The following is a 12,732-nucleotide window of genomic DNA, read 5'->3' on the forward strand; positions in this document are numbered from 1 at the left end:
TCCTGACGGGCGGGCGCTATCCGGGCGGCCACTGGAGGCCGCGGCCGCCCAGGACGTGGGCGTGCGCGTGGAAGACCGTCTGGCCGGCGCCGGAGCCCGTGTTGAGGATGATCCGGTAGCCGGTGGAGTCGATCTTCTCGTCGGCGGCTACCGCTCCGGCCTCGGTCAGCACGTCCGCGGCGATCCGCGGTTCGGCGGCGGCGAGGGTGGCGGCGTCCGGGTAGTGGACCTTGGGGATGACCAGGACGTGGGTCGGGGCCTGCGGGTTGATGTCGCGGAAGGCGACGGTGGTCTCGCTCTCGCGGACGATGGTCGCCGGGATGTCTCCCGAAACGATCTTGCAGAACAGGCAGTCGGTCTGCGGCTCTCCCGCCATGGCCGGGCCTCCTCGTTCGCTGGTGATCCGTGGTGATCAGTACAGGGGCATGCTATCGCCGGGCCCCGTTCATCCCCAGCGCCCCGTGCGTCCCAGCAGCAGCGCGGTCGCGGCGGTCCCGGCGGTGGAGGTGCGCAGCACGCTGCGGCCCAGGCGGTACGGGCGGGCGCCCGCCTCGGCGAAGGCGGCCAGTTCCTGCGGGGAGACGCCGCCCTCGGGGCCGACGACGAGCACGATCGTGCCGGTGGCGGGGAGTTCGGCGGTGGCGAGCGGGGTGCTGTCGTGGTCGCGGTCCTCGTGGAGGACCCCGGCGAAGTCGGCGTCGGCGAGGAGGGCGGCGACCTGCTTGGTCGTCATGGCGTCGGCCACCTCGGGGAAGCGCACCCGGCGGGACTGCTTGCCCGCCTCGCGGGCCGTGCTGCGCCACTTCGTCAGGGCCTTGGCGCCCCGGTCGCCCTTCCACTGGGTGATGCAGCGGGCCGCCTGCCAGGGCACGATCGCGTCGACGCCGGTCTCGGTCATCGTCTCGACGGCCAGCTCGCCCCGGTCGCCCTTGGGGAGCGCCTGGACGACGGTGATCCGGGGCGTGGGCTCCGGCTCCTCCCGGACGCCCGCGTGGAGTGTGACGGTGAGGCGGTCCTTGCCCTCGGCGGCGTGGACGACGCCGTCCGCCCAGTGGCCGAGGCCGTCGGTGAGGACGACGTCCTCGCCGGGCTGGAGCCGCTTGACGGAGACGGCGTGCCGTCCTTCGGGGCCGTCCAGGACGAACTCCGGCCCGGTGGGCATCCGTTCGACGACGAAGACCGGTGCGGTCACCGGGGGCTCCTCATGCTCAGGGCCGCCCGGGCGGCCTCCAGTTCGGCGGCGAGCAGTTCGATCAGCTCGGCGGCGGGCAGTTCGCGGGCCATCCGGTGGCCCTGTCCGGCCCACAGCGCCATGCCCTGGGCGTCCCCGGCCTTGGCGGCGGCCTGGCGCAGCCCGCTGGTGACGTAGTGGACCTGGGGGTAGGCGGCGGGGGCGTACGGGCCGTGTTCCCGGACGAAGCGGTTGACCAGGCCGCGGGCGGGCCGCCCGGAGAAGGCGCGGGTCAGCTCGGTGCGGACGAACAGCGGGTTGGTGAGGGCCTGCTTGTGCAGCAGGTGCGCGCCGGACTCGGGGCAGATCAGGAAGGCGGTGCCGAGCTGGGCGGCGTCCGCGCCGGCCGCGAGGGCGGCGGCGATCTGGGAGCCGCGCATCAGGCCGCCGGTGGCGACGATCGGGATCTGCACGGTCTCGCGGACCTGGGCGAGGAGGGAGAGCAGTCCGGTGCCGGTCTGGTCGAGCTGCGGGTCGTCGCGGTGGGTGGACTGGTGGCCGCCCGCCTCGACGCCCTGGACGCAGACGGTGTCGGCGCCCGCCCACTGGGCGCTCTGGGCCTCCTCGGCCGAGGTGACCGTGACGACGGTGTGCGTACCGGCGCGGGCGAAGGCGTCGAGGGTGTCGCGGGTGGGGCAGCCGAAGGTGAACGAGACCACCGGGACCGGGTCCTCCAGCAGGATCGCGACCTTGGCCTCGTAGCCGTCGTCGCCGCTGCTGTCCGGGTCGCCGAGCGGGGTCTCGTACCAGGCGGCTTCGCCGGCGAGCTGGTGGCGGTAGACCTCGACGGCGCTGGGGTCGGCGAGGGCGGGCTGCGGCATGAAGAGGTTGACGCCGAACGGTCCGCCGGTGAGCCTGCGCAGCTGCTTGATCTCGTTGTACATCCCGTCCGCCGTTTTGTATCCGGCGGCCAGGAATCCGAGCCCGCCGGCCTCGGCGACGGCGGCGGCGAGCTGGGGTCCGGACGCGCCGCCCGCCATGGGGGCCTGCACGATCGGATACCGGCAGAGATCGGTCAACTCGGAGGACATGACCGCATCGTGCCACGTTCCGTGCACGGGGCCGAATCAGCCAGCCTGCGGCCTGACCGGTTCTCCCGCCCTACGCCGCACCGCCCGCCGGTAGGGAACCGGCGGGCGGTGCGGTGAAAGGCAGAAAGCGGTTCAGCGGCCGTTGAACGCGTCCTTCAGACGGGAGAAGAGGCCCTGCTGACCTGGCTGGAATTGACCCAAGGGCCGTTCCTCGCCGCGGAGCTTGGAGAGCTCCCGCAGCAGCCGTTCCTGCTCGGGGTCGAGCTTGGAGGGGGTCATCACCTCGACGTGCACGATCAGGTCGCCCCGGCCGCCGCCGCGCAGATGCGTGATCCCGCGCCCGTGCAGCGGCACGGACTGGCCGGACTGGGTGCCGGGCCGGATGTCGATCTCCTCCAGGCCGTCCAGCGTCTCCAGCGGGCACTTGGTGCCGAGGGCCGCGGCCGTCATGGGGATGGTGACCGTGCAGTGCAGATCGTCGCCGCGCCGCTGGAAGACGGCGTGCGGCAGCTCGTGGATCTCCACGTACAGATCGCCGGGCGGGCCGCCGCCGGGGCCGACCTCGCCCTCTCCGGCGAGCTGGATACGGGTTCCGTTGTCGACGCCCGCCGGGATCTTGACCGTGAGCGTGCGCCGCGAGCGGATGCGGCCGTCGCCGGCGCACTCCGGGCAGGGGGTGGGCACGACGGTGCCGAAGCCCTGGCACTGCGGGCAGGGCCGCGAGGTCATGACCTGGCCCAGGAAGGACCGGGTGACCTGCGAGACCTCACCGCGGCCGCGACACATGTCACAGGTCTGGGCGGAGGTGCCGGGGGCCGCGCCCTCGCCGCTGCAGGTGTTGCAGACGACGGCCGTGTCGACCTGGATGTCCTTGGTGGTGCCGAAGGCCGCCTCGTTGAGGTCGATCTCCAGCCGGATCATGGCGTCCTGGCCGCGCCGGGTGCGCGAGCGGGGCCCGCGCTGTGCGGCGTTGCCGAAGAACGCGTCCATGATGTCGGAGAAGTTGCCGAAGCCGCCGGCTCCGAAACCGCCCGCGCCACCGCCGCCTCCGCCGTTCGCGGAGAGCGGGTCGCCGCCGAGGTCGTAGACCTGCTTCTTCTGCGGGTCCGAGAGCACCTCGTAAGCGGCGTTGATCTCCTTGAACCGCTCCTGGGTCTTCGGGTCCGGGTTGACATCCGGGTGCAGCTCGCGAGCGAGCCGACGGAATGCCTTCTTGATCTCGTCCTGAGATGCGTCGCGGCGCACGCCGAGTACGGCGTAGTAGTCCGTGGCCACTTACGACTCCGCCAGGATCTGTCCGACGTAACGTGCCACTGCGCGTACCGCTCCCATCGTTCCGGGGTAGTCCATGCGGGTCGGTCCGACCACGCCGAGTTTGGCGACTGCCTCGTCGCCCGAACCGTAGCCGACCGCGACGACGGACGTGGAGTTGAGCCCCTCGTGGGCGTTCTCGTGCCCGATCCGTACGGTCATGCCGGAGTCCGTGGCCTCACCGAGCAGCTTCAGCAGGACGACCTGTTCCTCCAGTGCTTCCAGCACCGGCCGGATCATCACCGGGAAGTCGTGTCCGAAGCGGGTGAGGTTGGAGGTGCCGCCGATCATCAGCCGCTCCTCCGTCTCCTCGACCAGGGTTTCGAGGAGGGTGGAAAGGACGGTGGAGACCGTCCCCCGGTCCTCGCTGTCGAAGGATTCCGGCAGCTCCTGCACCAAGCGCGGGACATCCGCGAAGCGGCGTCCGACGACCCGGCTGTTGAGCCGGGCCCGCAGATCCGCGAGCGATGCCTCGCCGAACGGCGCAGGGCAGTCGATCATACGCTGTTCGACCCGGCCGGTGTCCGTGATCAGGACGAGCATCAGCCGGGCGGGGGCGAGCCCCAGCAGCTCCACGTGCCGCACCGTGGAGCGGGTCAGCGAGGGGTACTGCACGACGGCGACCTGCCGGGTCAGCTGCGCGAGCAGCCGCACCGTCCGGCCGACCACGTCGTCGAGGTCGACCGCGCCGTCGAGGAAGTTCTGGATGGCCCGGCGCTCGGGCGAGGAGAGCGGCTTGACGCCCGCGAGCTTGTCGACGAAGAGGCGGTACCCCTTGTCGGTGGGGATGCGCCCCGCGCTCGTGTGCGGCTGGGCGATGAAGCCCTCGTCCTCCAGCACCGCCATGTCGTTGCGGACGGTGGCCGGGGAGACTCCCAGCCGGTGCCGCTCGGTGAGCGCCTTGGAGCCGACGGGCTCCTCGGTGCCGACATAGTCCTGGACGATGGCGCGCAGCACTTCGAGTCTGCGTTCGCTGAGCATCGCGCACACCTCCAGCTGTGTTTCTCCGGATCTCTCCGGTGTCCGGCTGGCACTCGGTACGTACGAGTGCCAGCGATCCCGTCGTCAGTGTACGGGGGTGGGGTGGGGCCGGGGCAAGGGCGACCGGCCACGCTCCCACAGGACCGCGCAGGTCGTTGCCGATAGCGTCCTGGTATGGACGTCGCTTGGGAAGACTTCGGCTGGGAGCGGTTGGGCAACGGTATCGGCAGGCGGCGGCTGCCCGGCTGGGACGCCACCGCCGGGCTGGTCGCCGGGCCGGACGGGGTGCTGCTGTACGACACGGGCGCGACCCTGCGCGAGGGCGTGGAGCTGCGCCGGCAGGCGGAGGCGCTGCTGGGGCGGAGGGTGACGCATATCGCACTGAGCCACCCGCACTTCGATCATGTGCTGGGCACCGCCGCGTTCGCCGGGGCGCAGGTGTACGGGGCGGTGGGCGTCGGGGCGCTGCTGCGGGACGGGGCGGAGCAGCTGTGCGCCTCGGCGGTGCGCCACGGGGTCACGGAGGACGAGGCGGCCCGGTCGGCGGACACGCTGGTGGCCCCGCACCACGAGGTGTGCGGCGACTGGACGCTCGACCTGGGCGGCGGCCGTCAGGTGCTGCTGGCGAACGTGGGTCCGGGGCACAGCGGCCATGACCTCGCGGTGCTGGTGCCGGGTTCGGACGGCGGGCCTCCGGTGGTGTTCTGCGGTGATCTGGTGGAGGAGTCGGGCGAGCCGCAGGCGGGCTCGGACGCGATCGCCTCGCGCTGGCCGGCCGCGCTGGAGCGGCTGCTGGCGCTGGGCGGCGAGGACGCGCTGTACGTACCGGGGCACGGGGCCGTGGTGGACGCGGCCTTCGTCCGGGCGCAGCGGGCGGCGCTGGCGGAGCGGTTCGCGGTGGCGTGAGGATCTTCGCGGTGGCGTGAGGATCTTCGGGGCGGGGTGAGGTTCTTCGCGGCGGCGGGCGGATTATCGTCGGGCCATGCGCAGCTACCAGCCGGACCTGACCCCGCCGTGGAAGCGGTCCGCCCCCGTGCCCGAGGTGCCCGCCGAACCCGATCTGGTCGTGGAGGAGGTCGCCACCGGCTTCTGCGGTGCGGTGATCCGCTGCGAGAAGACGGCGCAGGGTCCGACGGTGACCCTGGAGGACCGGTTCGGCAAGCACCGGGTGTTCCCGATGGAGCCGCGCGGCTTCCTGCTGGAGGGCAAGGTCGTCACGCTGGTGCGCCCGGGCCCCGGCGGTCCCGTGCGCCCCACCCGTACGGCTTCCGGTTCGGTGGCGGTGCCCGGGGCGCGGGCCCGGGTGGCGCGGGCCGGGCGGATCTATGTGGAGGGCCGGCACGACGCGGAGCTGGTGGAGCGGGTGTGGGGCGACGACCTGCGGATCGAGGGCGTGGTCGTGGAGTACCTGGAAGGGGTCGACGACCTTCCGGCGATCGTCGGGGAGTTCGCGCCGGGGCCCGACGCCCGGCTGGGGGTGCTGGTGGACCATCTGGTGCCCGGCTCCAAGGAGTCCCGGATCGCGGCGCAGGTGACCGGTGACCATGTGCTGGTGGTGGGGCATCCGTACATCGACGTGTGGGAGGCGGTGAAGCCGTCCTCGGTGGGGATCGACGCCTGGCCGGTGGTGCCGAGGGGGCAGGACTGGAAGACCGGCGTGTGCCGGGCGCTGGGGTGGCCGGAGAACACCGGGGCGGCCTGGCAGCACATCCTGTCGAAGGTCCGCAGCTACAAGGACCTGGAACCCCAACTCCTGGGCCGGGTAGAGGAATTGATCGATTTCGTCACCCTTCCGGACTGATGTCCCCGGGCTGAGGCCCGTCCGTCCCGGATGATCATGCGCCGATCCCTGGGAATGCCTGCGTCCCACACGCACCATCGGTTAGTGAGAGGGAAGAACGGGCAGGCGGTTCACGGGCCGAAGGGTTCGAGGGAGCCGATGGGTCCACGGGGGAAGGACACGGGGCGATGGCGCGCGAGGTCTGGCGGGACAGTGCGGACAACGAGGCGGCCTCGGCCGTCTTCCACCTGATGCAGCAGCTGATCGACCGGTACCGGGTCAACCGGCCGGTGATGCCGCTCGTGGTGGCCCAGGCGGCGGACGCCGGGGCCGGGCCGGAGATCGACGCCCGGGTGGAGCGGGTCGTCCACCAGGTGCACCGGGCCAACGAGTTACGCCGGGTGCCGGTGCGGCTGCTGGACGGCGAGGGCGCCACCCCGTACGAGGCGGCGCTCGACATGGTGCGCACGCTCTCCGAGAAGCCGTGGGAGACCCGCGAGAACACCCAGTACAAGACCTTCTCCTTTCCCCGCTCCCGGCTGCTCGGGGCGATCGAGCAGGCCACCGCGACGGTGGTCGAGCAGTCGCACGGCAACACCTCCGAGGTGCGCGAGGAAAGGATTCTGGAGCAGCTGAGCCGGCTGCGCTGGCGGTCCGGCCGGCCGCGCCGGGGCAGCTGGTGGGAGTCGCTGCGGGAGTCGGTGCGGCCCGAGACGTTCGTCGGCGCGCTCTTCATCGCCCTGCTCAGCGTGCTGCTCGGCGAGATCGACTGGCTGCTGACGGCCCTGGTGGCGGCCGTCGCGCTGCTCGGGCTCGCCGTGGTGGGCCTGGCGAGCCGGGCCGCGCCGCCGCTGCTGTGGCTGCGCCGGGCCAGCCGCTGGTTCGCCACCACCTCGTCGCTGGCCGCGTCCAGCACCGGTTATCCGTCGGACGGCTGGTCGTGGTTCTCGCCGAGCGGTTCCTGGCGGGTGATCCGGGCGCGGGCGGCGGCGGTCGCGGAGCGGGTGGCGGACGCGGGGGCGGGCGACGAGCACGCGCGCCAGTTCCATCTGGAGCTGCGGGTGCAGGCGCTGCTGGAGGACCTGCGGCACAACTACCGCCCGCACTCCCTGGACTGGCGGCGCAGCAAACGCACGGTCCCGCCGGTGGTGTTCCTGCCCCGGGCCACCCAGGACAACGGCGGCATCCTGCTGATCAACGCGATCAACAACGTACGGTCGCGGCGCAGCGAGGTCGATCCGCTGCTGCTGCTCGCCTCGCTGCCGGCCTCCGAGATCATGCGGCACACCCCGCCGCTGCCCCCGGAGCGGCCGGGTCCGGGTGCGCCGTCCGGGTCCTCCGGGGCCCGGGCCCGCTACGAGCGGTGGGTCGACGATCTGAGTCTGGGCCAGTCGCCGGTGGCGGCGGCGACGCTGGCGTGGGTGCTGCTGCTGCCGCTGTCGACGGAGAAGCTGACCCATGAGCACGCGCACGCGCAGCTCGTCACCCACCGGGTGCGGCGGACCTGGGCGTGGTGGGTGATGTCGCGGGCGAGCGTCGCCGTGGTCGTCGTGGGCTCGCTGCTGGGGGCGTTCCTGTGGGCCGGGCACTGGCGCGATACGTACTGCCACGGGCCGCTGACCGACCGGAACACGGACGCGATCTGGGCCGGGGAGGGGGACGACCGGGAGTGCGTGGGGGTGGCGACGGCGCCCGAGGTGCTCTTCGCACGGGGCAACGACCTGGAGCTGAACGGGGCGGGCAAGGGCATCACCTTCGAGCGGATCGAGCAGGAGATACGCGCCGAGAACGCCGACATCGCGCCGGGTGACGCCTATGTGACGGTCGTGTACGCCGGTCCGCTGACCGCCGCGGGCAAGGACCGGGAGGCGACCCGCAAGGGCCTGGAGGAGCTGACCGGCGTCTATCTCCAGCAGCGGGCGGTGAACAAGACCGTGGGCCGGTCGGTGAAGCTGCGGGTGCTGACCGCCAACGGCGGCGAGGACATGCTGCGGCAGCTCACCGCCGTACGGAAGATCATCGAGGTGGCCCGGCGGGATCCCTCGGTGGTCGGGGTGGTCGGTCTGGGCCGCAACACCTACGAGAGCGACGACGCGACGCGGCTGCTGCGCGACGCGGGGCTGCCGCTGGTGAACACGACGAACTCCAGCGGCGACCTGCCCCGCCGGTTCCCCAACTACTTCGGCCTCGCGGCGACGGACGAGGAGCAGACGTACGCGCTCGGGCTGGTCGCCCGGCAGGTCGCGAAGGGGCTGGACCGCCCGCACGCGATCGTGCTGTCGCGCGGGGACCACAACGGCGACCTGGACCGGTACACCGCGGAGCAGCGGGCCGCGGGCAAGGAGATGCTGCGGACGTCGGGCTTCTCGCTGGGCCGCGACGTGAGCTACGACCTCGCGGGCGGGGCGAGCCTGAACGCCCCGCTGACCACCATCTGCCAGGCCGAGCGGGTGCCGGACGCGCTGTATTTCGCGGGGCGGGTCGAGGACGTGCCGACGCTGATGGCGGGTCTGTCGGGCACCACCGGGTGCTCGGACCGGCGGATGACGGTGTTCACCGGGGACGATCTGACGAAGGGCACCTTCGACGACAGCACGTCGATCGCGGCCAACGTCACGCTCTACCACAGCTCCCTCGCCCCGCTGGACCGCGGAAAGAACCTCGGCTTCTACGGCGACGCGTACCGCACGCTGCGGGCGCTGCACCCGGAGGGGGAGGTCGCCGCGCTGGTCTCGGGGCGTCCGGCGTACGAGGACGAGCTGTTCGCCAGCGGGCAGACCGTCATCTCCTACAGTGCGACGGCCGCGCTGTACGACGCCGCGGCGCGCGGCGACAAGCGCCGGAGCGCGGCGGAGACCTGGGCGACGCTGCACACGGTGGACCTCAACAACATGCCCACGGGGACGATCTCGTTCAGCCGGGCGAAGTCCTCGGTCTCGGACAATGTGCACGGTCTCAACATCGTCAAGGTGGTCCGGCCGGGGCCGAGCGCCGAGCGGACGCTGGTGTGCGGCAAGCCGGCCGGGGTCGCGCCGCCGCTGACGGCGAAGGACTGCAGGCCGTGAGGCCCCGCGTCCGGTTCAGTCGACCAGGTCGCGGACGACGGCGTCGGCGAGGAGCCGCCCGCGCAGGGTGAGGACCGCGCGTCCCTTGTCGTACGGTTCCGGGTCCAGCAGCCCGTCGGTCAGGGCGCGCCGGGAGGCGGCGAGGCCGTCGGGTTTCAGGAGGTCCAGCGGGCAGCCCTCGCGGAGCCGCAGCTCCAGCAGGATGCGCTCGACCCGGCGGTCCTCGTCGCTCAGCACCTCGCGGCCCGCGCCGGGCGTGCGGCCCTCGGAGAGCGCCTGGGCGTACGCGCCGGGGTGCTTCACGTTCCACCAGCGCACACCGCCCACGTGGCTGTGGGCGCCGGGGCCGGCGCCCCACCAGTCGGCGCCGCGCCAGTACAGCTCGTTGTGGAGGCAGCGGCCGGCCTCGGTGGTGGCCCAGTTGGAGACCTCGTACCAGTCGAAACCGGCGGCGGCGAAGGCCTCGTCCGCGATGAGATAGCGGTCGGCGTGCGCGTCGTCGTCGGTCATCGGGATCTCGCCGCGCCGGATGCGGCGGGCGAGCTGGGTGCCCTCCTCGACGATCAGGGCGTACGCGGAGGCGTGGTCGGGGCCCGCGCCGATCGCGGCGTCCAGGGTGGCCCGCCAGTCGTCGTCGGACTCGCCGGGGGTGCCGTAGATCAGGTCGAGGTTGACGTGGTCGAAGCCCGCCGCGCGCGCCTCGGCGACACAGGCCTCGGGGCGGCCGGGGGTGTGCGTACGGTCCAGGATCTTCAGGACGTGCTGCTTGGCGCTCTGCATGCCGAAGGAGACCCGGTTGAAGCCGCCCTCGCGCAGGGCCGCGAGATAGGCCGGATCGACGGACTCCGGATTGGCCTCGGTGGTGATCTCGGCGTCCTCCGCGAGCCCGAACTCCTCCTTGATCGACGCCAGCATCCGTACGAGATCGGCGGCGGGCAGCAGCGTGGGCGTGCCGCCGCCGACGAAGACCGTACGGACGGGACGCGGGTCGTCGCCGAGGACCTTGCGGGCCTGGCGGACCTCCTCGATCAGATGGGCGGCGTAGTTGTCGCGGGAGGCCAGCGCTCCGCCGGAGCCGCGCAGCTCGGTGGCGGTGTAGGTGTTGAAGTCGCAGTAGCCGCAGCGGGTGGCGCAGTACGGCACATGCAGATAGAAGCCGAGCGGGCGGTCGGCTGCGCCTTCCAGGGCGTGGCGGGGCAGCGCCCCGTCGTCGGGCACGGGCTCACCATCGGGCAGTACGGAAGGCATACCGACCATTGTCGCTCGCCGCCGGAGCTTCCCGGACCGGGCCGGGCCGGGGCCTCCTGCCGAGAGTCCCGGCCCGGCGGCGTGCCGGTTGTCGGATTCGTTCGTGGAAGCCGGTGACCGATGGGCGATCGCCCATGGCCCGCACGCCGCCCTTCGGCGAGAGTGCGGACATGACGGACACCGAATGGACCCCGATCGGCGCCCCGGGCGCCTTCTACGAGTGCCCGCGGTGGCAGGACGGCGCGTGGTTGCTGTCCGACTTCTACGCCGACCGCATCGTGACCGTGGCCGAGGACGGCCGTACCACCACCGTCCTCGACCTGGACGGCGACCACCCCGGCGGTCTCGGCCGCCTGCCCGGCGGGACGCTCCTCTTCGTCGCGATGCTGGCGCGGAAGGTCATGCGGCTCGAACCGGACGGCAGCGTCGCCGTGCACGCCGACCTGACCCCGTACTGCGAGGGTCCCGCCAACGACATGCTCGTCCTGCCGGACGGAACCGCCTTCGTGGGGTGCTTCGGCTTCGACCTGAACGCCGGCGAGCACCCTCGTACCGCCGCGCTGCTCCGCGTCCTGCCCGACGGGACGGTACGGGTCGCCGCCGAGGACCTCGTCTTCCCCAACGCGGCCGTCCTCACCGACCACGGCAGGACCCTCGTCGTCGGGGAGACCTTCGCCGCCCGCCACACCGCCTTCACCCTCACGCCCGACGGCCTGCTCACCGAGCGCCGCACCTGGGCTCAGGTCGCTCCCTCGCCGGCCCTGGCCCCGACCGGCCGGATGATCGCGGAGCTCCGGTACGCGCCCGACGGGTGCACCGTCGACGGCTCGGGCGACCTGTGGGTCGCCGACGCCCTCCACGGACGTGTCGTCAGGGTCCGGGAACGTGAGGGAATCGTCGAACAGCTCGACCTGCCCGACGGGTTCGGCGCCTTCGCCTGCGGCCTCGGCGGCGACGACGGCCGGACGCTTCTCGTCTGCGCGGCGCCCGACTTCGACCCCCGCGCCCGGGCCGCCGCCCGCGACTCCGTTCTGCTGACCACGCGCGTCCGCGTACCGGCGGCCTGAAGGGCGACCGCCGCCGGGTATCTCCCGGCGGCGGTCGTCGCCACCGCTCTCAGTCGTCGGTGAGGGTGGCGGCCACGGCGGCTCCGAAGGCCCGGGAGCCCGCCGCTGTGGGGTGGAGCGGAAATCCGTCGCGCAGGGAGAGCGCGCTCTGGATGTGCCGGTCCGCCGGGGGTGCGCACGCGTCGTGGCCCGCGCTGATCCCCACCGTGTCGGTGTAGAGCGCCCCGTGGCGAGCCGCCGCCGCGCGCAGGACGGTGCCGAGCTGGTCGATCCGGGCCTGGATGTAGTCGGCGTCGCGGCCCCAGTACGGCTGGGCGGGGAAGCAGCCGCCGGGACGGAAGTAGGTCCCGTAGCCGACGACCACGACGCGCGCGTGGGGCGCCCGGGCCCGGACCTCGACGAGGACGGCGTCGAAGGTGGGGGCCCAGGCCTCGATGGCGGCCGCGTACCGGTCGGTCCCCGGGCCGGTGATCGTGGCCTCGCAGCTGGTCCCCAGGGGCTCGGGCAGCAGGTTGACGCAGGTGCTCGGCAGACGGAACAGCTCGGCGTCGTTGGCGCCGATCGTGATGGACACCAGGTCGGTGTCGGCCGACAGCGCGTCGTACTGGGGTGGTGTTCCGGCGTGCGCGGACCGGGTGAAGTCGCGGGCGGTGGCGCCGGAGCACGTGACATCGGTCAGCTCGGCGCCCAGCACGTCCGCGGCGACGTTGGGGTAGTTGCCCAGCGAGCGGACGCACCGGGGGTTCGCGGGGTCGGCCGGACGCACCAGGGGTGCGGCGGCGTAGGAGTCGCCCAGGGCGACGTACTGGGGACGGTCCTGGCCGGCGGCGAAAGCGGGTGACGGAGGCGCGGCGAGGGCCGCGACCGTGAGCAGGGCTGCGGCGAGCAGGGTGCGCTGCGGCTTCTTCACGCGGGAATGCCTTTCGGGACGGGTGCGGGTGGGTGGGGCGGTGTGGCGTCGGGCGCGGCGCGGGCCGTGCGGAGCCGCCCCCCGGCGGCGGCGAGCCGGAGCAGGCGC

The 12,732-nt window shown here is 72.9% G+C and carries 11 protein-coding genes; 4 read left to right on the forward strand and 7 right to left on the reverse strand.

Translation table 11 applies throughout. The annotated features are described in order from the left end of the window. Window positions 1-16: 16 nt before the first annotated feature. The 5 genes from ACSMXR_RS10535 to hrcA form a co-directional block, all read right to left on the reverse strand. Complete coding sequence (locus ACSMXR_RS10535; RefSeq protein WP_137233391.1) at window positions 17-376, reverse strand: histidine triad nucleotide-binding protein; 360 nt, start codon at window positions 374-376, stop codon at window positions 17-19. Window positions 377-445: 69 nt separating this feature from the next. Next, entirely contained in the window at window positions 446-1,192 is a 747-nt protein-coding gene (locus ACSMXR_RS10540) for a 16S rRNA (uracil(1498)-N(3))-methyltransferase (RefSeq protein ID WP_473171708.1), read from the reverse strand. Then, the gene (locus ACSMXR_RS10545) at window positions 1,189-2,262 is read right to left on the reverse strand and encodes a nitronate monooxygenase (RefSeq protein WP_364891199.1); all 1,074 of its coding nucleotides are present in this window, start codon (window positions 2,260-2,262) and stop codon (window positions 1,189-1,191) included. The genes ACSMXR_RS10540 and ACSMXR_RS10545 overlap by 4 nt, the downstream gene beginning before the upstream one ends. 132 nt (window positions 2,263-2,394) lie before the next feature. Beyond that, window positions 2,395-3,537, reverse strand: a complete 1,143-nt coding sequence (dnaJ, locus tag ACSMXR_RS10550) for a molecular chaperone DnaJ (protein WP_103510146.1) — start codon at window positions 3,535-3,537, stop codon at window positions 2,395-2,397. Beyond that, window positions 3,538-4,554, reverse strand: coding sequence for a heat-inducible transcriptional repressor HrcA (gene hrcA, locus ACSMXR_RS10555; protein ID WP_137233394.1), 1,017 nt, complete (start codon window positions 4,552-4,554; stop codon window positions 3,538-3,540). 174 nt (window positions 4,555-4,728) lie between these two features. On the opposite strand from hrcA, the gene ACSMXR_RS10560 reads away from it, so the two are divergent. The 3 genes from ACSMXR_RS10560 (at window position 4,729) to ACSMXR_RS10570 (ending at window position 9,399) form a co-directional block, all read left to right on the forward strand. After that, window positions 4,729-5,460, forward strand: a complete 732-nt coding sequence (locus tag ACSMXR_RS10560; protein ID WP_473171709.1) for an MBL fold metallo-hydrolase — start codon at window positions 4,729-4,731, stop codon at window positions 5,458-5,460. Window positions 5,461-5,536: 76 nt separating this feature from the next. Then, the gene (locus ACSMXR_RS10565; protein ID WP_137233396.1) at window positions 5,537-6,355 is read left to right on the forward strand and encodes a DUF3097 domain-containing protein; all 819 of its coding nucleotides are present in this window, start codon (window positions 5,537-5,539) and stop codon (window positions 6,353-6,355) included. A 167-nt stretch (window positions 6,356-6,522) separates the two neighbouring features. Next, the gene (locus tag ACSMXR_RS10570) at window positions 6,523-9,399 is read left to right on the forward strand and encodes a type 1 periplasmic-binding domain-containing protein (RefSeq protein ID WP_218527564.1); all 2,877 of its coding nucleotides are present in this window, start codon (window positions 6,523-6,525) and stop codon (window positions 9,397-9,399) included. A gap of 15 nt (window positions 9,400-9,414) precedes the next feature. On the opposite strand, the gene hemW is transcribed toward ACSMXR_RS10570, so the two are convergent. Continuing rightward, entirely contained in the window at window positions 9,415-10,656 is a 1,242-nt protein-coding gene (hemW, locus tag ACSMXR_RS10575; RefSeq protein ID WP_473171710.1) for a radical SAM family heme chaperone HemW, read from the reverse strand. A 161-nt stretch (window positions 10,657-10,817) separates the two neighbouring features. Between hemW and ACSMXR_RS10580 the strand changes: the two genes are divergently transcribed. Further along, window positions 10,818-11,714 (forward strand): SMP-30/gluconolactonase/LRE family protein, encoded by an 897-nt coding sequence (locus ACSMXR_RS10580; RefSeq protein WP_473171711.1) that lies wholly within the window; start codon window positions 10,818-10,820, stop codon window positions 11,712-11,714. A gap of 49 nt (window positions 11,715-11,763) precedes the next feature. Here ACSMXR_RS10580 and ACSMXR_RS10585 read toward each other — a convergent pair whose 3' ends face one another. Then, the gene (locus ACSMXR_RS10585; RefSeq protein WP_473171712.1) at window positions 11,764-12,624 is read right to left on the reverse strand and encodes an SGNH/GDSL hydrolase family protein; all 861 of its coding nucleotides are present in this window, start codon (window positions 12,622-12,624) and stop codon (window positions 11,764-11,766) included. Window positions 12,625-12,732: the final 108 nt, after the last annotated feature.

The sequence above is a fragment of the Streptomyces sp. DSM 106670 genome (assembly GCF_055792845.1).